This window comes from Sphingobium sp. CR28 (genome assembly GCF_052327305.1).
Lineage (GTDB): Bacteria > Pseudomonadota > Alphaproteobacteria > Sphingomonadales > Sphingomonadaceae > Sphingobium.
Genome location: NZ_CP182486.1, coordinates 145,970 through 162,875 on the forward strand (window position 1 = coordinate 145,970; position 16,906 = coordinate 162,875).

Genomic DNA, 16,906 nt, shown 5'->3' on the forward strand with positions numbered 1-16,906 from the left:
AAGCGGTCGCCATATCGAGCAAAAGAGAGAAATTGGTCGGGGAAAGAGGATTCGAACCTCCGGCCCCTGCCTCCCGAAGACAGTGCTCTACCAGGCTGAGCTATTCCCCGACCGGACCCGGCGCATCGCTGCGCCGGCAAGGCAGGCGAGCCCTATAGGGGTGGTCGCACCGGGGCGCAAGCCGCGTGCACCGCTTTTTTCAAACCGATCCTGCCAGCGCGAAACCAGCCCGAGCCTGGATTCATATGGAGGCGAAATACGGCGAGCAAGCGTCTCAAACATGCTGCCTATTCTCCGTTCCCCAGCTATGCGCCGGTGCTATGCCGTCGGTGAAGGAGTCGCGCGTGCCCCATTATGAGCAGCAGTATCTTGATCTCATGGCGCGGATCTGGCGCGAGGGCCATGAGCGCGTCGACCGGACGGGCGTCGGCACGCGATCGATCATGGGTGCGACCATGCGTTTCGACCTCGCGGATGACGCTGTGCCTCTTCTCACCACGAAGCGGGTCTACTGGAAAGCTGCGGCGCGCGAGATGCTCTGGTTCCTGAGTGGCGAGACGAACATCCGGCCGCTCGTGGCGCAGGGTGTGCATATCTGGACCGACTGGCCGCTCGACAGCTACCGCCGCGCAACGGGCGAGGCGATCTCCATGGAGGATTTCGAGGCCTGTATCCTTGCCGACGATGATTTCGCTGCACGCTGGGGCGATCTGGGCCCGGTCTATGGGCGGCAATGGGTGGACTGGCCGCGCTACGAGGCAGTGCCGGAGGCTGGCGAGCGGCTCTATCGCAGGTCAGCGCGCGGCGAGGGGCATAATCAGATTGCCGGGCTTGTCGAGGCTATTCGCACCAATCCGGGTTCCCGGCGGCTGCTCTTTACCGGCTGGAATGTCGACGAACTGGCCGGCATGGCGCTGCCGCCCTGCCACATGACCTATCAGTTCCATGTCGCGGGCGGGTGCCTCTCCGCGCTGCTTTTTCAGCGTAGCGCGGACGTGGTGCTGGGCGTGCCGTTCAACATTTTTGGGCTAGCGCTTATCACCCGGATGCTGGCGCAGCAGTGCGATTTGGAGCCCGGCGAGATCATATGGAACGGCGGGGACGTTCATCTTTACATGAACCATGCGGCGCTGATCGAGGAGCAACTGCGTCGAGAACCCGCAGGTGCGCCACTGCTGCGCTTGGTCCGACGGCCCGCCACGATCTTCGATTATGCGATCGAGGATTTCGTCGTGGAAGATTATCACCCTCAGGCGCATATTTCGGCGCCCGTGGCGGTCTGAGCCTCGGAACCCGATGGAGCGGGGCGATTTGAACGCTTGATTGCCAAGGCGTGTAGTGTGTAATATAATTACTCGGTAAGGAAACAAAAGAAGAAGCCCGGTTTGCCCGAAATGCGCCGGGAAGGAGAGCCGATGACGCAGGACGGGAAGGACCAGTCCGATGGCACCAATCTGCCGCGCCTTGCGCTGCATGTGCCCGAGCCACCGGCGCGCCCCGGCGAGGATGCCGACTTTTCCGCTTTCGATGTGTTGCCCGCTGGCGAGACCCGCCGCCCCGACGAGTCCTCAAAGCCCGCAGACATGGCCGATCTCGCTTATGGCCTTGTGCGGGTTCTGGATGCGGAAGCGCGCGCGGTCGGGCCATGGGCGCCCGGCCTTGCCCCGGACGTGATGCTGCGGATGCTGCGCGCCATGGCGCTCACGCGGGCGTTTGACGAGCGCATGTTCCGCGCGCAACGACAGGGCAAGACCAGCTTTTACATGAAATCCACTGGCGAGGAGGCCGTGTCCGTGGCGGCCGTCATGGCAATGGCGGAGGGCGACATGTGCTTCCCCAGCTACCGCCAGCAGGGGATTCTCATTACGCGCGGCTGGCCACTGGTCGAGATGATGAATCAGATCTACTCGAACAGGGGCGACCGGCTGCAGGGCCGCCAGCTTCCCATCATGTACTCGGTGAAGAGCCACGGCTTCTTTTCCATCTCCGGCAACCTCACGACTCAGTATCCGCAGGCCGTGGGCTGGGCGATGGCGAGCGCGGTCAAAGGGGACACGCGCATTGCCGCCACATGGTGCGGTGAGGGATCGACGGCCGAGGGCGATTTCCACTCCGCTTGCACCTTCGCGGCGGTTTATCGCGCGCCGGTCATCCTCAATATCGTCAACAATCAGTGGGCGATCAGCAGCTTCTCCGGCTTTGCTGGCGCCGAAGCGACCACCTTCGCGGCACGTGGCGTCGGTTACGGCATTGCGAGTCTGCGGATAGACGGCAATGATCCGCTCGCGGTCTATGCCGCGACCCGCTGGGCGGCGGATCGCGCGCGGGCCAATGCCGGACCGACCCTGATCGAGCATTTCACCTATCGCGTGGAAGGACACAGCACGTCCGACGATCCCACGCAGTATCGCTCCGCTATGGAAGCGACGGCATGGCCATTGGGTGATCCGATCCGGCGCCTCAAGGATCATCTCATCAGCTTGGGTGTGTGGGATGAGGAGAGACAGGCTGCGATGGACCGGGACGTCGCCGAGGAAGTGAAAGCCGCCGCGCGCGAAGCGGAGAAGAACGGGATTCTGGGCCACGGCCTCCACCAGCCCTTCGAGACGATGTTCGAGGGCGTTTACGAGGAGATGCCCTGGCATCTGAAGGAGCAGCAGGCGCAGATGCTGGCCGAGCGCAAGGCGGCCGGGATATGAGCGGGGTCGCCGCCCCGGCGAGCCGCTCGCTCAACATGATCCAGGCGATCAACGAGGCGCTGGACGTGATGCTCGCGCGCGACCCGGACGTGGTCGTGTTCGGCGAAGATGTCGGCTATTTCGGCGGGGTTTTCCGCGCGACGTCGGGCCTGCAGAAGGCCCATGGCAAAACCCGCGTGTTTGATACGCCGATCACCGAATGCGGCATCATCGGCGTTGCTGTCGGCATGGGGGCCTATGGCTTGCGGCCGGTCCCGGAAATCCAGTTCGCGGACTATATCTATCCCGCGCTCGATCAGCTCGTGTCGGAAGCGGCGCGGCTGCGCTACCGTTCGGCGGGGGATTTTACGGCGCCGATCACGGTGCGATCGCCCTTTGGCGGAGGCATTTTCGGCGGGCAGACCCATAGCCAGTCCCCGGAAGGCATCTTCACCCATTGCTCCGGGCTCAAGACCGTCATTCCCGCGACGCCCTATGACGCCAAGGGGCTGCTGATTGCCGCGATCGAGGATAATGATCCGGTCATCTTCTTCGAGCCCAAGCGGATTTATAACGGCCCATTCGATGGGCACTACGACCGACCCGCGAAAAGTTGGGCGGGGCATCCGGATGCTCATGTTCCGGAGGGCCATTATCGCGTCGAACTCGGTAAAGCGCGGACGGTGCGGCAAGGGGAGGCCGTTACTATCCTGTGCTACGGCACGATGGTCCATGTCGTCGCCAACACGGTCGCGGAGCTGGGCGTTGATGCCGAGATCGTCGACCTGCGGACCTTGCTGCCGCTCGACATCGATAGCATCGAAGCGTCGGTGAAAAAGACCGGACGCTGTCTCATCGTGCACGAGGCGACGCGGACCAGTGGCTTTGGCGCGGAGCTCTCGGCGCTGGTTCAGGAGCGCTGCTTTTATCATCTCGAAGCGCCGATCGAGCGCGTGACTGGCTTCGATACGCCTTATCCCCACAGCCTCGAATGGGCCTATTTCCCCGGCCCGGTGCGCATCGGCGCGGCGCTGACCAAGATCATGAAAGAGTAGAGCATGACTCGTTTCATATTTCGTCTGCCGGATATCGGCGAGGGTATATCGGAGGCCGAGATTGTCGGCTGGCATGTCGCGGTTGGGGATCGGATCGAGGAGGATCAGGAACTCGCCGACATGATGACCGACAAGGCGACAGTGGCGATGGAGTCGCCGGTGGCCGGCACTGTCATCGAACTGGCGGGCGAGCCGGGCGATATGGTGCCGATCGGGTCGGCGCTGGTGGTGATCGAAGTCGAGGGCGAGGATGCGGCCGAACCCGCGGCGCAGGAGCAGATCGAAGCGGAGACGCCGGGCGTTGGGGAGGTCGATGAGACGGTCCCTGAAGAAGCTTCGGCGCGGACCTCTGATTCCGTTCACTCTGAGCCTGTCAAAGGGCTGCCTTCATCGTCTGCGAATGTCAGAGGAGCAGAGCAGGGCTTCGACAAGCTCAGCCCGAACGGGGGAGTGGATCATGCGGCCCCGTCCATCCTCGCATCCCCCGCCGTGCGCGCCCGCGCGAAAGAGCTCGGTATCGATCTGGCGCAGGTCAAGGCAGCGCAAGGGCGCATCCGTCATGCCGATCTCGACGCATTTCTGCTCTACGGGGCAGGGGAGGGCTATCGTCCGGCGGTTTCAGGCAGGGCACGGCCGGACGAGACCGTGAAAGTGATCGGTATGCGCCGGCGCATCGCGGAGAATATGTCCGCATCCAAGCGGCACATCCCGCATTTCACTTATGTGGAGGAGATCGACGTGACCGCGCTGGAGGCGATGCGCGCGGATCTAAACGCACATCGCGGTGATAAACCCCGGCTCACTCTGCTGCCGCTCCTTATCGTCGGGCTGTGCAAGGCGCTGCCCGAATTCTCCATGATGAATGCGCGCTACGATGATGAGGCGGGGGTAGTGACGCGTTACGGGGCGGTCCATCTCGGCATGGCCACGCAGACGGACGCGGGTCTCATGGTGCCAGTGATCCGCGATGCTCAGGCGCGGAACATCTGGCAACTCGCGGCGGAGATCACCCGGCTGGCGGACGCGGCGCGCAGTGGCGAGGCGACAAGCGAGGAGCTTTCCGGCTCGACCATCACGGTTACGTCTCTGGGGCCGCTGGGCGGCATTATGACCACGCCTGTCATCAACCGGCCCGAAGTGGCGATTATTGGCCCCAACCGGATCGTGGAGCGGCCTGTCTTTCGGGGTAAGGAGGTCGTGGCCGCTAAGCTCATGAATCTCTCCATCAGCTGCGATCATCGGGTGGTCGATGGTTGGGATGCCGCCCGCTTCGTGCAAGCGCTCAAGCTGCTTCTCGAAACGCCTGTGCTGCTCTTCGCAGACTAAGGGGCGAGCTTTCCTTTAGAGGATCGTGGCCCGGAACATCTCCTGACCGGTTGCGCCCGGCGCGATCGGGCGATCGATCTTCACGCGGATATGCGTAACCGGCTGGCCGATTGCGGGCGTGAGCCTGCCATCCGGGCCGGATGTGAATGTCGCGCCGGGGCGGTCCCAGCGTCGACCGCCATCCACGGAGACTTCGATCCGGGAGTGCTGGCTAGGATCGATCGCAAGGCGCGGAGGAAGCGCGCTGACGATCGCCGTGCCTGCCAGCGACGTCGCGCCAACATTGCGATAGCGTATGACGAAGAGCAGCCGATCACCGCTGCGCATCGTCGTGGCGGTGGAGAGCGCACGCCGCACGCCGCCGTTCACATCCGATTGCTCGACCTCTCGAATTATGCGGCTCTCAAGGGCGAGCCGCGGCTGGGCTACGGGCGCTACCGGCGCTGCATTGAGCATTTGTGCCGTTGACGCGGCGAGGAGGAGAGGTCCGAGCTGGCGTATCGTTTTCATATCGAAACGCTAGCCAGTCATGGTGAACAAACTGCTAACTATGACGGCGCGAATCTCGTTTGACGGCTGACGGGCACCGGGTGCATGGCTTGATCCATGGCGCAGAGGGGCGAGGATCTGGATATGTCCTGGGAGGAACCGGTGGGCGACAGCGCCCAGACGCCGGTGGCGCATGATCGGGAAGTGTGGGAGCGCAACCGACTCGTCGCCTCTATCGCGCTTTTTGCTGGCGCGGGTTTGCTCGTGGCCGCGCCCTTCGCGCTGCGGGCTGGTGCGCCGTTCTTCATGCCGCTCACAACGTCGCTGGTCATTGCGATCACGCTTGTGCCGTTCCTGGAATGGCTTGAGCGGCGGCATATTCCGTCTCCTATCGCGGCGTTGATCGCGCTCGCGACATTCCTCTTCATCGCCAATGCGGCGCTGGCACTCATCGTGGTTCCGGCGATCGACTGGGTCGCGGATTTGCCTCACCGCATCAGTCAGATCAAATCCACTCTTGCTCCGGTGATCGAGCTGTTCGGGCAGTTGCAGCGCTTCGTGGACAGGCTCCTGCGCGCGGTGACAACGGTGCGTGCGGCGGGAGCGCAGGGCGGGGAGTTCGAGGCGCCCGGATCGCTTCTGCAGTTTCTTGCGACCGCAGCGCCCAGCGTAGTGGTGAATGTCGTCTTCGGCATTCTCGTCATCTTCTTCGCGCTGTCGGGCTGGACGCGCCTGCGCCGCCGCATGATTCAGGGCCGCGAGAGTTTCACGGGCGCGCTCACCATCGCACGGGTTATTCAGAATGTGGTGGATGCGACCTCGCGCTATGTCCTCACCATTGCGTTCATCAATGGCCTTCTGGGGCTGACGGTCGCCGCTGCCCTGTCCGCGCTCGGCATGCCCTCGCCCTTCATGTGGGGAGGCATTGTCGCGCTGCTGAACTTCGTGCCCTATCTGGGGCCCATCGTGGCGGCCGTGCTGCTCGGCCTTGGCGGGCTCATGACGTTCACTCAGATCGGCTATGCGCTGCTGCCTGCTATCGTGATGGTCATCTGCCACCTGTTCGAGGCGAACCTGCTGACGCCGCTCGTTCTGGGCGGCCGGCTCAAGGTGAACCCCTTGCTGATTCTCGTATCGCTCAGTTTCTGGACATGGGTGTGGGGCACGGTGGGTGCGCTGCTCGCGGTGCCGCTGCTCATCATCGGGAAGACTATTCTTTCCGCTGCCGGAAAGCCGGATATCGCCGGATTTCTCTTCGAAGCGGGCACTCTCACGCGCCATCAGCATAGCCCGCCGGACAAGTTTTAAGCCGACCGAGCTTTTCTGGTCGGAAGTGGTGTTGACAGGCGCAGCCGCCTCCTATAGCTGCCCGGCCTCACCGATAAGCGGGTGTAGCTCAGTTGGTTAGAGCGCCGGCCTGTCACGCCGGAGGTCGCGGGTTCGAGCCCCGTCACTCGCGCCACTTATCGGGGAAAAAAGCCGCCTTTCCGGGCGGCTTTTTTATTTGAAGCGGCCCAGTTCCATCCATGTGAGGAGCGGGCGGACGGGAAAGATCCAGACGATTCCTGCGACCACGTAGAAGATCGCCTGAAGCCATCCCGGCCAGCCGCCGATAACCTCCGAGAAGCTGGCTATGCCTATCGCCCAGAGCGCGACGATCGCGAGAATGAGGAGCATGCCGACGGGTTTGCGCCAGCTCGGCTTGTAGTCCTCCATTTCAGTTCATCTCCGGCTCGAAAAAGCGTTGTTCGGTCACGATCATATCCATCGGCATGTCCCACGCCTCGGTGGGCACGCTGTCGATCTGCTGGCAGGACCAGGCAAGGCCAATGCGCAGCGCGCCGGGCAGGGCCGCGAGTGCCCGGTCATAATGGCCACCGCCTTGCCCAAGCCGCTGGAGCCGTGCGTCGAAGCCGAGCATGGGAATGATGAGCGCATCGGGGATCAGATGATCCGAGGCGTGCTCGGGCTGATGGACGCGATGCGGACCGGGGACCATCGGATCGTCCGGCAGCCAGCGCGCGAAGTTCATGGGGGCGTCCTGATCGTCGAAAGCCGGAAGGCAGAGCGGATGGCCCGCCTCCGCAAGCTGGATAGCGATGTGCCGCGTGGGGGCCTCGAACGCAGTGGGCGCATAGAGTGCGACCGTGGCGTTCTCAGGGATGCGCCGGCGCACAGGCGACGGGAGCGCGCGAAATGCGATTGTGCGAACGGAGGCCGGCAACGCCTCCACGAAAGCCCGCCGTTGCGCGCGTATCGTCCGGCGCAGGGCTGCGCGAGCGGCAAGGGCAAGATCGTCTGTCATGGGGTGCAGGAAAGTGACGGGACCGCCATGGCCGTTTGCTGGAATATCCACTGACGCCTCAACGTCAGGTGGGGACCATGTAGCACGGGCCAGAGCCCGACCAGGGACAGCCCCCTTGGATGTGTAATCGCCTCAGGGATGTTCGCTAAAGCGCGCACCGGGCAGTACCCGTCCCGATCAATCTAGGAGGTTGTGAGCTGGGCCGCAAGGTCGTCCGCCAGGGCTTCGGCGCGAAAAGCCAGTCGCTCGATGGCCTCCGCCAGTTCGTGATCGTCTTCCGGGGGCGGAGGCGCGGCAGGAACGGGCGGCGGCGGGGTTCGGCTCGCCTTGCGCTGGTCAACGAGTTCATCCGCCAGCAGAAGCGCTGCATAGAGAAGCTGGCGCACTTCGGTGAGACCACCACTGCTGCCGGAAACCTTGGTCACGCGCTCCGAAATCATCTCGGCAAGCTCGTGGATCTGGCGCTCTTCGCCGTCACGGCAATGCACGCCATATTGGCGACCGCCGACCATGATCTTCACTTCAGCCATCGCCGCGCGCTTTCTGGAGATCGCCGATGAGGGCGTCGAGAGACTTGAGGGCCGCGATGGCCTTGTCCCGCGAATAAGGGTCGATTTCGACGTCGGAGCCGCTCGTTTCAGATGCCAGCCCGGCTTCCAAAGTCGCCCGGCGCGCCTCGGCCATGTCGCGCGTTGCCTTTTCGGCACGGCCAAGGGCCTGCTCCAGCCGGCCAATTGCCTGCATCATACGCTCGCTCGCCATGGCCGGACCCTTAACATGCGATTTCGGGATTGCAAAAGGGACGTTGTGACCCCAACCCGCCCATCCGCCGCTTCGTCTTTGCCGCGCTACGGAATCGGGCGCAACGGTTGACGCTTGACGGACGAGGCGACAAAGGAACCCCACCCGACTCGTTGTGGCATCCGACCAACGACGAGCGCCCATCTAGACGCTGCCGTGCAGGGGCGTGTCGCGACAGGAAGGACTATTGCCGGACATGGCGATCACCGAAAAGCGACTGGCCGATACCATTCGAGTGCTTGCGATGGATGCGGTGCAGGCGGCGAACAGCGGCCATCCCGGTATGCCGATGGGCATGGCCGATGTGGCGACCGTGCTCTTCAGCGATTTCCTGAAATATGATCCCGCCGCGCCCAAGTGGGCGGACCGCGATCGGTTCGTGCTGTCGGCCGGCCACGGCTCGATGCTGGTTTATGCGCTGCTGCACCTCACTGGCTATGAAGAGCCGACGATGGAGCAGATTTCGCAGTTCCGTCAGATCACCAGCCCTTGCGCCGGTCATCCCGAGAATTTCCTGCTGGCCGGTGTCGAGGCGACGACCGGGCCGCTGGGGCAGGGCCTCGCGATGGCTGTGGGCATGGCGATGGCCGAGCGTCATCTCAACGCTGTGTTCGGTGACGATCTGGTCGATCACAAGACATGGGTCATTGCGGGTGACGGCTGCCTCATGGAAGGCATCAACCACGAGGCGATCGGCCTTGCCGGTCATCTCGGCCTTGGCCGCCTCAACGTGTTGTGGGACGACAACAAGATCACCATCGACGGCGCGGTCTCCATGTCGTCGAGCGAAGATGTTCTTGCGCGCTATGCCGCCACCGGCTGGCACACGACGAGCTGCAACGGCACCGATTATGCCGATATTCGTCGCGCGCTCGCTGAAGCTGCCGCTGATCCCCGCCCGTCCATCGTCGCCTGCCACACGCGTATTGGCGAGGGTTCGCCGAACAAGGCGGGCACGAACAAGGTGCATGGCTCGCCGCTTGGCGAGGACGAAGTCGCCGCGACCCGTGCCGCGCTGGGCTGGGATCTGCCGCCTTTCGAGTTGCCGGACGATGTGCGGGACGCCTGGCTGGAAATCGGCAAGCGCTCGAAGGATGTTCACGCCAAGTGGCAGGATCGGCTTGCGGCGAACGGCCAGAAGGCCGAGTTCGAGCGTCGCATGGCTGGCAAGCTGCCCGCCGATTTCTCGCTTCAGCCCTATCTTGAGAAGCTGATCGCCGAGCCGAAGAAAGTCGCGACCCGCAAGGCGAGCGAACTCGTGCTCGACGTCATCAACCCGATGGTGCCCGAGACGATGGGCGGTTCGGCCGACCTTACCGGATCGAACCTCACCAAGTCGCAGGACCAGAGCGTCGGCTTCTCGAAGGACGATTATGCGGGCCGCTATGTCTATTACGGCATTCGCGAGTTCGGCATGTGTGCGGCCATGAACGGCATGGCGCTGCATGGCGGCGTCATTCCTTATGGCGGCACGTTCCTCGTCTTCTCCGACTATGCGCGCAACGCCATCCGCATGGCGGCGATCCAGCAGGTTCGCAGCATCTTCGTGATGACCCACGACAGCATCGGGCAGGGCGAGGATGGCCCGACGCACCAGCCCATCGAGCATGTCATGTCGCTGCGCATGGTGCCGGACCTCGAAGTGTTCCGTCCCTGCGATGCGATTGAGACGGCGGAATGCTGGGAACTGGCCCTGCGCAACGAGACCGGCCCGTCGCTCCTGGCGCTGACTCGTCAGAACGTCTCGCAGGTCCGCACTGACATTTCGCAGAATTTCAGCGCGCTGGGCGGCTACACGCTGGTCGCGGCTGACAAGCCCGCCGTCGTCATCGTTGCGACCGGATCGGAAGTCGAGATCGCGGTGGCGACCGCGAAGCTGCTGGGCGAGCAGGGTGTGACGGCGAGCGTCGTCTCCATGCCCAGCCTCATGCGGTTCCTGGCTCAGGACGAGGCTTATCAGGCCTCTGTGCTGCCCGCAGGCGCGTTCCGCGTCACGATCGAGGCGGGCACGACCTTCGGCTGGCAGGCGATCACCGGTCTTGGCGGTCTCCGGATCGGTATCGACAGCTTCGGCAAGTCGGCCCCGGGCGACGTGCTTTATTCATATTACGGCTTCACTGCCGATCAGATCGCGCCCCGCATTCAAGAGGCGCTCAAAACATCGTGAACAAGGAGTAAGGTAAACATGGCGACGAAGGTTGCAATCAACGGGTTCGGACGCATCGGGCGTCTGGTGGCGCGCGCGATCCTTTCGCGCACGGATCACGACCTGGAACTCGTCGCCATCAACGACCTTGGGGACGCCAAGTCGAACGCGCTGCTCTTCAAGCGTGACAGCGTCCATGGCCCGTTCAACGGCACTGTCGAGGTCGACGGCAACGACATCGTCGTCAACGGCAAGCACATCAAGGTGACGGCCGAGCGCGACCCCGCCAATCTTCCGCACAAGGCGCTGGGCGTCGATATTGCGCTGGAGTGCACGGGCATCTTCGCCAGCAAGGAGAAGGCGAGCGCGCACCTGACCGCCGGAGCCAAGCGCGTCGTCATTTCCGCGCCGGGCACAAATGTCGACAAGACCGTCGTCTTCGGCGTCAACCACGACACGCTGACCGCTGACGACATCGTCATCTCCAATGCGAGCTGCACGACCAACTGTCTGGCGCCGCTCGCCAAGGTGCTGCACGATGCCATCGGCATCGAGCGCGGCTTCATGACGACGATCCACAGCTACACCAACGATCAGAACACGCTCGACCAGATCCACAAGGACATGCGCCGTGCGCGCGCCGCAGCGCTCTCCATGATCCCCACGACGACGGGCGCCGCCCGCGCCGTTGGTGAAGTGCTCCCGGCGCTCAAGGGCAAGCTCGACGGGTCATCCGTCCGCGTGCCCACACCCAACGTCTCGGTCGTGGACCTCAAGTTCATCCCGAGCCGCGACACCACGGTCGAGGAAGTGAACGGTCTGCTCAAGGCCGCGTCGGAGAGTGGTCCGCTCAAGGGCGTGCTTGGTTACTCGGATGAGCCGCTGGTCTCCATCGACTATAATGGTGATCCGCGCAGCTCTACTGTCGACAGCCTGGAAACGGCTGTGATCGAGCGCAAGCTGGTGCGCGTGCTCAGCTGGTACGACAATGAGTGGGGCTTCTCGAACCGCATGGTCGACACCACCGGTGTGATGGCAAAGTTCCTTTAAGGGCTGCGCATCAAAGAGCACTAACCTCCGTTCGTGCTGAGTAGAGGCTGAGCGTGTCGAAGCCCCGTATCGAAGCAGGCGTCTGATCCTTCGATACGCCACTTCGGCTCGGCTCAGTGGCTACTCAGGGCGAACGGCCAGAGGCAGGATTTGCGGGAATGACCAAGCCCTTCAAGACGCTCGACGACATGGGCGATATCACGGGGAAGCGCGTGCTTGTCCGTGAAGATCTCAACGTGCCGATGCAGGACCATGCGGTCAGCGACGATACGCGCCTGCGGGCGGCCGCGCCGACCATTCTCGAGCTGGCGGATCGTGGCGCAAAGGTGCTGATCCTGGCTCATTTCGGGCGCCCCAAGGGCCAGAAGTCGCCGGAAACATCGCTCAGCCTCGTCACGCGTGCGCTCACTCATGTGCTGGGACGCGACGTGCAGTTCATTCCGGAATGCGTGGGCGAAGGCGCAGCGGCCGGCATTGCAGTGATGCAACCCGGCGATATCGCGATCCTGGAGAATACGCGCTTCCACCTGGGCGAGGAAAAGAACGATCCCGCGCTGGTCGAAGGCATGGCGGCGCTTGGCGACTTCTACGTGAATGACGCTTTCTCCGCCGCGCATCGTGCGCATGCCTCCACCGAGGGACTGGCGCACAAGCTGCCCGCTTTCGCCGGCCGGTCCATGGAGAAGGAACTGGACGCGCTGGAAGCGGCGCTCGGCAATCCGCAAAAACCGGTCGCGGCCGTGGTGGGCGGCGCGAAGGTCTCTACCAAGCTCGACGTGCTTAACAATCTTGTCACGCAGGTCGATCATCTCATCATCGGTGGCGGCATGGCCAACACCTTCCTCCACGCGCGCGGCGTGGATGTCGGCAAGTCGCTTTGCGAGAAGGATCTGGCCGAGACGGCGGAAGCCATCTTCGCGAAGGCGGAGGCGGCTGGTTGCACCATCCATCTCCCTTATGATGTGGTGGTCGCCAAGGAGTTCGCGGCCAATCCTCCTTCCGTCCGCACCTGCAACGTCCATGAGGTCGCAGCCGACGAGATGATCCTCGACGTTGGTCCCGCTGCTGTCGAGGCACTGGGCGACGCGCTCAAGAACTGCCGCACTCTGGTGTGGAACGGGCCACTGGGTGCCTTCGAGATCGCCCCGTTCGATACGGCGACCGTGGCGCTGGCGCGAACGGCGGCGGCGCTGACCAAGGAGGGCAGTCTCGTTTCCGTGGCGGGCGGCGGCGATACTGTCGCAGCGCTCAATCACGCTGGCGTCGCTGACGACTTCACCTTCGTCTCGACGGCGGGCGGCGCTTTCCTCGAATGGATGGAAGGCAAGGAACTGCCCGGCGTCAAAGCGCTGATCGGCTGAATCGAGGACCTGCACCCAGAAAGGGACGATCCGCTGCTCGAGCGGGTTGCTTTTTCTCGCAGGTGCAGCAACTAAGCCCGCAGGGCAGGGGTGCGCCGTCCGGCGCATCGCCAGCTTTTCCGCCGCGTTCACGCGGCTCCACCGTGCAAAAAAAGGGGTATGTGCAGATGCTCGACACGGACATGACCGACAAGGTCGCAAAGGGCCAGGGCTTCATTGCCGCGCTCGATCAGAGCGGTGGCTCCACGCCCAAGGCGCTGAAGGGCTATGGCATCGAGGAAGATGCCTATTCGGGCGATGAGGAGATGTTCGCCCTCATTCACCAGATGCGTAGCCGCATCATCACCGCACCCAGCTTTTCGGGTGACAAGGTGCTGGGCGCGATCCTCTTCGAGCGGACCATGGACGGAACGGTCGATGGCACGCCGACGCCAACGGCGCTCATCGAGCGGGGCGTCGTGCCCTTCATCAAGATCGACAAGGGACTGGAGGCCGAGGAAAACGGCGTGCAGCTCATGAAGCCGATGCCGGATCTGGATGCGCTTCTGGCGCGTGCCAAGGGCCTGGGTGTCTATGGCACCAAGGAGCGCTCGGTCGTCAATCTCGCCAATCCCGCCGGGATCAAGGCAATCGTCCAGCAGCAGTTCGAAGTAGGCAGGCAGGTGCTTGCCGCCGGGCTGATGCCGATCCTCGAGCCGGAAGTGAACATCAAGTCGCTGGAACGCGCACAGGCCGATCAGATCCTGCGGGACGAGATCCTGCTTGCGCTCGATGCCCTGCCGAAGGGCACGCAAGTGATGCTCAAGCTCTCGCTCCCCGCGCAGCCGGGCCTTTTCGATCCGCTGGTGGAGCATCCCAAGGTGCTGCGTGTCGTGGCGCTTTCCGGCGGTTTCGCTCGGCCCGAGGCTTGCGTCGAACTGGCGAAGAACAAGGGCATTATCGCCAGCTTTAGCCGCGCTCTGCTCAACGATCTGCGCCATCAGATGACGGACGCGGAGTTCAACGCATCGTTGGGCGAAGCGATCGACGAAATCTATGGGGCTTCGGTCAACAAGACCGTTTAAGCCGCGGACTTGGGGCGGGCATCAGAGCCCGCCCTGAAACGCGAAGGTGAAGCGATAATCGTCGGGCTTGATTGTCTTATCCGTCCGTTTCTCCGGTGAGACGGAAGTGAGCGTCAGCGCGCCGTCCGCGATTTGCAGTGGCTCTCCGAGCGTGAGGTCAACCTGCTTCGTCCAGCTGCCGCCAAACACCGTGGCCCGAAGAACGACGCGGCCGGCCCACACACAGCGCGCGTTCATCGGGCAGCGACTGTCCTCGATGACCCGGTCCGGGCGCACACGCGGCCCATCATAATAGGCCGTCTGTCCTATCCGGGCCGGTCCCCCGCCAGTGCGCTCAGGCGCGGTGGTGGCGCAAGCGGCAAGCGGCAGGAAAACGCCGACGATCAGGAAAGCCTTCTTCATCGTTCGGTATTATGCCGCGCCGGATGATCCGACTATGAACAATTGCTCGTCCTTGCGACTGGTCCCAAGTCCAATGACCTGTTTTCATTATCACCGCAGCCTCACGCCTATGATGGCCGTCCTCGTGGCACTCGTGCTGGTCGAGGCGACGGCACTTCATCTTCTGCCGGCATTGTGGTGGCCGGCGCTCTCCGTTGCGCTTTCGATCGTCAGCGTCGCGGCGCTTGTTTGGCTGCTGCTGCTCATCCGCTCGTTCCGGCGTCTGCCCGTGGTCCTCGAAGATGCGGATCTCGTGTGGCGATGTGGAACGTTGCGCGGCCTCACGATCCCTGTTTCCCAGATCGCGGGAGTCCGGACCAAGTGGACCCTTGCCCTCATCAAGGATCGAGAGACGCTCAATTGTGCGCTGATTGCCTGGCCGAATGTGGTGCTGGACCTCGCAGAGCCGATCAAAATGGGGCGTCGCCGCATCTCCCGGCTCGCTCACCGGCTGGACGATCAGGAGGCTTTCATCGCGGCTCTGGAACGATTACGGGCCGATCCATGACCGATGCGCTCCCTTGTCAGCTCTATCTGATCTCGCCGCCAGCAATAGACTCCGGCTTCGTGGAGGCGCTCGCTTCCGCTTTTGATGGCGGTCCAGTCGCGGCGTTTCAGCTGCGCCTGAAGGACGTCGGCGAGGATGAGATCGCGCGCTTGGCCGAGCCGTTGCGAAAGCTCTGCGCGGATCGGGATGTGGCGTTCATCCTCAATGACAATATGGCGCTGGCAAAGCAGCTGGGCGCAGACGGCGTGCATCTGGGGCAGGGGGATGGCGACCCTCGGCAAGCCCGTCGCCTCCTTGGGCCGCAAGCGCAGATCGGCGTCACCTGTCACGCCAGCCGCCATCTCGCCATGGAAGCGGGCGAGGCGGGTGCGGATTATGTCGCCTTCGGGGCGTTCTTCCCGACGACGACCAAGTCGGTCGAGCATCATGCCGAGCCGGGTATTCTCACCTGGTGGTCCAGCCTCTTTGAGCTGCCCTGTGTCGCGATCGGCGGCATTAGCGCGGGCAACGCTGCGCCGCTGGTGGCGGCAGGCGCGGATTTTCTCGCGGTGAGCAGCGCGGTCTGGTCGCACCCGGACGGCCCGGCCGCCGGAGTGGGCGCATTCGGCGCGCTGCTGAGCTGAGCCGCGAGGCTGGTTCTCGCCCCGGCACCTGCCGGTTCCGCCTGAGACGGCCTTGCCAGTGCGCCTGCGAGGGAGTAGAGGCGCCACCGGCTCTTTCTCCAAAATTCTAGTCAAGCGAGACGCGCGATGAAGATCAGCGGCGTGGACATCCGTCCCGGCAACAATATCGAGTATGAGGGCGGCTTGTGGCGCGCCGTGAAGATCCAGCACACCCAGCCCGGCAAGGGCGGCGCCTATATGCAGGTGGAGCTGAAGAACCTGATCGACGGACGCAAGAACAACGTCCGCTTCCGCTCGGCTGAATCCGTGGAGCGCATCCGCCTCGACACCAAGGATTTCCAGTATCTCTATCCCGAGGGCGACATGCTCGTCTTCATGGACACGGAGACCTACGACCAGATCAATCTGCCGACCGACCTCGTCGGCGATGCCGCCGCTTTCCTGCAGGATGGCATGATGGTCATGCTCGAAATGTATGAGGAGCGCCCGATCAGCGTGCAGCTTCCCGAGACGGTCGAAGCGACCGTGGTGGAAGCCGACGCCGTGGTGAAGGGGCAGACCGCCTCTGCCAGCTACAAGCCGGCGATCCTGGACAATGGCGTGCGCGTGATGGTCCCGCCGCACATCACCACGGGCACTCGCATCGTGGTCGATGTGTACGAGCGCGAATATGTGAAGCGGGCCGAGTGATTGTGGCCGGGCGCTCGCTTTCCCTCGTTGCAGGGATGATGGTGGCTCTGGCGGGCGTGCCCGTTATGGCTCAGGCGCCCAAGGCACCCGCCGCGAGGCCGCGTCCGTCCAAGCCGCAGCTTGAAAGCGCCGCCGCCAGCCTCAAGATCATTCTCAGCGCGCTTCAGTCCGACAAGGTCGAGGCGCCGATCAAGGATGCGCTCTTCGGCTGCATGTATGAGAATAATCTGGCGAAGATCAGCGAGGCCACCGACAAGGTGATTGCTGCCAATTCGGGCAAGGTCGATCGCAAGAATCCTAATCAGATGCTTGGCGTCATCGCCGGGGTGTGCGGTTATCGACCCAAGACCGCGCCGGCCACACGCTGAG

At 63.5% G+C, this 16,906-nt stretch carries 19 protein-coding genes, 2 tRNA genes and 1 other RNA gene; 14 read left to right on the top strand and 8 right to left on the bottom strand.

Translation table 11 applies throughout. From position 1 onward, the window contains the following. Positions 1-33 precede the first annotated feature (33 nt). A tRNA-Pro gene (locus tag ACNAOH_RS00670) sits at positions 34-110 on the bottom strand. A gap of 210 nt (positions 111-320) precedes the next feature. Between ACNAOH_RS00670 and thyA the strand changes: the two genes are divergently transcribed. The 4 genes from thyA to ACNAOH_RS00690 all read left to right on the top strand — a co-directional run bounded on the left by thyA (position 321) and on the right by ACNAOH_RS00690 (position 5,059). Beyond that, on the top strand, positions 321-1,283 hold the full coding sequence (gene thyA / locus ACNAOH_RS00675) for a thymidylate synthase (RefSeq protein ID WP_443970875.1): 963 nt from the start codon (positions 321-323) through the stop codon (positions 1,281-1,283). Between the two features lie 132 nt (positions 1,284-1,415). Beyond that, complete coding sequence (locus ACNAOH_RS00680) at positions 1,416-2,699, top strand: thiamine pyrophosphate-dependent enzyme (protein WP_443970876.1); 1,284 nt, start codon at positions 1,416-1,418, stop codon at positions 2,697-2,699. Beyond that, positions 2,696-3,733 carry an alpha-ketoacid dehydrogenase subunit beta gene (locus ACNAOH_RS00685; RefSeq protein ID WP_443970877.1) on the top strand — a complete coding sequence of 346 codons (1,038 nt, stop codon included), beginning with the start codon at positions 2,696-2,698 and terminating at the stop codon, positions 3,731-3,733. Before ACNAOH_RS00680 ends, ACNAOH_RS00685 begins: the two co-directional genes overlap by 4 nt. Before the next feature lie 3 nt (positions 3,734-3,736). Continuing rightward, complete coding sequence (locus ACNAOH_RS00690) at positions 3,737-5,059, top strand: dihydrolipoamide acetyltransferase family protein (RefSeq protein ID WP_443970878.1); 1,323 nt, start codon at positions 3,737-3,739, stop codon at positions 5,057-5,059. 15 nt (positions 5,060-5,074) lie between these two features. Here the strand turns inward: ACNAOH_RS00690 and ACNAOH_RS00695 are convergent, their stop codons facing one another. Next, positions 5,075-5,569 (bottom strand): hypothetical protein, encoded by a 495-nt coding sequence (locus tag ACNAOH_RS00695; RefSeq protein WP_443970879.1) that lies wholly within the window; start codon positions 5,567-5,569, stop codon positions 5,075-5,077. Between the two features lie 96 nt (positions 5,570-5,665). On the opposite strand from ACNAOH_RS00695, the gene ACNAOH_RS00700 reads away from it, so the two are divergent. Next, a complete protein-coding gene (locus tag ACNAOH_RS00700) occupies positions 5,666-6,856 on the top strand; it encodes an AI-2E family transporter (RefSeq protein ID WP_443970880.1) in 1,191 nt (396 codons plus the stop codon). A 77-nt stretch (positions 6,857-6,933) separates the two neighbouring features. Beyond that, positions 6,934-7,010 (top strand) — tRNA-Asp (locus tag ACNAOH_RS00705). 38 nt (positions 7,011-7,048) lie between these two features. Here the strand turns inward: ACNAOH_RS00705 and ACNAOH_RS00710 are convergent. The 5 genes from ACNAOH_RS00710 to ACNAOH_RS00730 form a co-directional block, all read right to left on the bottom strand. Continuing rightward, complete coding sequence (locus ACNAOH_RS00710) at positions 7,049-7,264, bottom strand: DUF2842 domain-containing protein (RefSeq protein WP_443970881.1); 216 nt, start codon at positions 7,262-7,264, stop codon at positions 7,049-7,051. 1 nt (position 7,265) lies between these two features. Then, a complete protein-coding gene (locus ACNAOH_RS00715; RefSeq protein ID WP_443970882.1) occupies positions 7,266-7,853 on the bottom strand; it encodes a 5-formyltetrahydrofolate cyclo-ligase in 588 nt (195 codons plus the stop codon). Positions 7,854-7,868: 15 nt separating this feature from the next. After that, positions 7,869-8,024: non-coding RNA, 6S RNA (gene ssrS / locus ACNAOH_RS00720), on the bottom strand. A gap of 11 nt (positions 8,025-8,035) precedes the next feature. Next, a complete protein-coding gene (locus ACNAOH_RS00725) occupies positions 8,036-8,383 on the bottom strand; it encodes a cell division protein ZapA (protein WP_443970883.1) in 348 nt (115 codons plus the stop codon). Continuing rightward, positions 8,376-8,615, bottom strand: coding sequence for a hypothetical protein (locus tag ACNAOH_RS00730; RefSeq protein WP_443970884.1), 240 nt, complete (start codon positions 8,613-8,615; stop codon positions 8,376-8,378). The genes ACNAOH_RS00725 and ACNAOH_RS00730 overlap by 8 nt, the downstream gene beginning before the upstream one ends. Before the next feature lie 235 nt (positions 8,616-8,850). On the opposite strand from ACNAOH_RS00730, the gene tkt reads away from it, so the two are divergent. The 4 genes from tkt to ACNAOH_RS00750 all read left to right on the top strand — a co-directional run bounded on the left by tkt (position 8,851) and on the right by ACNAOH_RS00750 (position 14,275). Next, entirely contained in the window at positions 8,851-10,821 is a 1,971-nt protein-coding gene (gene tkt, locus ACNAOH_RS00735; RefSeq protein WP_443970885.1) for a transketolase, read from the top strand. An 18-nt stretch (positions 10,822-10,839) separates the two neighbouring features. After that, positions 10,840-11,850 (top strand): type I glyceraldehyde-3-phosphate dehydrogenase, encoded by a 1,011-nt coding sequence (gap, locus tag ACNAOH_RS00740; RefSeq protein WP_443970886.1) that lies wholly within the window; start codon positions 10,840-10,842, stop codon positions 11,848-11,850. Between the two features lie 158 nt (positions 11,851-12,008). Further along, a complete protein-coding gene (locus ACNAOH_RS00745) occupies positions 12,009-13,211 on the top strand; it encodes a phosphoglycerate kinase (protein WP_443970887.1) in 1,203 nt (400 codons plus the stop codon). A gap of 167 nt (positions 13,212-13,378) precedes the next feature. Next, complete coding sequence (locus ACNAOH_RS00750; protein ID WP_443970888.1) at positions 13,379-14,275, top strand: fructose bisphosphate aldolase; 897 nt, start codon at positions 13,379-13,381, stop codon at positions 14,273-14,275. 21 nt (positions 14,276-14,296) lie between these two features. Here ACNAOH_RS00750 and ACNAOH_RS00755 read toward each other — a convergent pair whose 3' ends face one another. Beyond that, positions 14,297-14,677 carry a hypothetical protein gene (locus ACNAOH_RS00755; RefSeq protein WP_443970889.1) on the bottom strand — a complete coding sequence of 127 codons (381 nt, stop codon included), beginning with the start codon at positions 14,675-14,677 and terminating at the stop codon, positions 14,297-14,299. A gap of 73 nt (positions 14,678-14,750) precedes the next feature. Here ACNAOH_RS00755 and ACNAOH_RS00760 point away from each other — a divergent pair, with 73 nt between their 5' ends. The 4 genes from ACNAOH_RS00760 to ACNAOH_RS00775 all read left to right on the top strand — a co-directional run bounded on the left by ACNAOH_RS00760 (position 14,751) and on the right by ACNAOH_RS00775 (position 16,905). Further along, positions 14,751-15,224, top strand: coding sequence for a hypothetical protein (locus ACNAOH_RS00760; protein ID WP_443970890.1), 474 nt, complete (start codon positions 14,751-14,753; stop codon positions 15,222-15,224). Beyond that, positions 15,221-15,847, top strand: coding sequence for a thiamine phosphate synthase (gene thiE, locus ACNAOH_RS00765; protein WP_443970891.1), 627 nt, complete (start codon positions 15,221-15,223; stop codon positions 15,845-15,847). The genes ACNAOH_RS00760 and thiE overlap by 4 nt, the downstream gene beginning before the upstream one ends. 126 nt (positions 15,848-15,973) lie before the next feature. Then, the gene (gene efp / locus ACNAOH_RS00770; RefSeq protein ID WP_443970892.1) at positions 15,974-16,537 is read left to right on the top strand and encodes an elongation factor P; all 564 of its coding nucleotides are present in this window, start codon (positions 15,974-15,976) and stop codon (positions 16,535-16,537) included. Next, positions 16,534-16,905, top strand: a complete 372-nt coding sequence (locus tag ACNAOH_RS00775; protein ID WP_443970893.1) for a hypothetical protein — start codon at positions 16,534-16,536, stop codon at positions 16,903-16,905. The genes efp and ACNAOH_RS00775 overlap by 4 nt, the downstream gene beginning before the upstream one ends. Position 16,906 lies beyond the last annotated feature (1 nt).

Bases quoted from the DNA above. Each gene is read 5' to 3' on its own strand.
- ACNAOH_RS00710 (WP_443970881.1), bottom strand. From the start codon at position 7,264: ATGGAGGACTACAAGCCGAGCTGGCGCAAACCCGTCGGCATGCTCCTC.
- ACNAOH_RS00725 (WP_443970883.1), bottom strand. From the start codon at position 8,383: ATGGCTGAAGTGAAGATCATGGTCGGCGGTCGCCAATATGGCGTGCAT.
- ACNAOH_RS00750 (WP_443970888.1), top strand. From the start codon at position 13,379: ATGCTCGACACGGACATGACCGACAAGGTCGCAAAGGGCCAGGGCTTC.
- ACNAOH_RS00690 (WP_443970878.1), top strand. From the start codon at position 3,737: ATGACTCGTTTCATATTTCGTCTGCCGGATATCGGCGAGGGTATATCG.
- ACNAOH_RS00695 (WP_443970879.1), bottom strand. From the start codon at position 5,569: ATGAAAACGATACGCCAGCTCGGACCTCTCCTCCTCGCCGCGTCAACG.
- gap (WP_443970886.1), top strand. From the start codon at position 10,840: ATGGCGACGAAGGTTGCAATCAACGGGTTCGGACGCATCGGGCGTCTG.
- ACNAOH_RS00700 (WP_443970880.1), top strand. From the start codon at position 5,666: ATGGCGCAGAGGGGCGAGGATCTGGATATGTCCTGGGAGGAACCGGTG.
- thyA (WP_443970875.1), top strand. From the start codon at position 321: ATGCCGTCGGTGAAGGAGTCGCGCGTGCCCCATTATGAGCAGCAGTAT.
- ACNAOH_RS00730 (WP_443970884.1), bottom strand. From the start codon at position 8,615: ATGGCGAGCGAGCGTATGATGCAGGCAATTGGCCGGCTGGAGCAGGCC.
- ACNAOH_RS00745 (WP_443970887.1), top strand. From the start codon at position 12,009: ATGACCAAGCCCTTCAAGACGCTCGACGACATGGGCGATATCACGGGG.
- efp (WP_443970892.1), top strand. From the start codon at position 15,974: ATGAAGATCAGCGGCGTGGACATCCGTCCCGGCAACAATATCGAGTAT.
- ACNAOH_RS00680 (WP_443970876.1), top strand. From the start codon at position 1,416: ATGACGCAGGACGGGAAGGACCAGTCCGATGGCACCAATCTGCCGCGC.
- ACNAOH_RS00755 (WP_443970889.1), bottom strand. From the start codon at position 14,677: ATGAAGAAGGCTTTCCTGATCGTCGGCGTTTTCCTGCCGCTTGCCGCT.
- thiE (WP_443970891.1), top strand. From the start codon at position 15,221: ATGACCGATGCGCTCCCTTGTCAGCTCTATCTGATCTCGCCGCCAGCA.
- ACNAOH_RS00715 (WP_443970882.1), bottom strand. From the start codon at position 7,853: ATGACAGACGATCTTGCCCTTGCCGCTCGCGCAGCCCTGCGCCGGACG.
- ACNAOH_RS00760 (WP_443970890.1), top strand. From the start codon at position 14,751: ATGACCTGTTTTCATTATCACCGCAGCCTCACGCCTATGATGGCCGTC.
- ACNAOH_RS00685 (WP_443970877.1), top strand. From the start codon at position 2,696: ATGAGCGGGGTCGCCGCCCCGGCGAGCCGCTCGCTCAACATGATCCAG.
- tkt (WP_443970885.1), top strand. From the start codon at position 8,851: ATGGCGATCACCGAAAAGCGACTGGCCGATACCATTCGAGTGCTTGCG.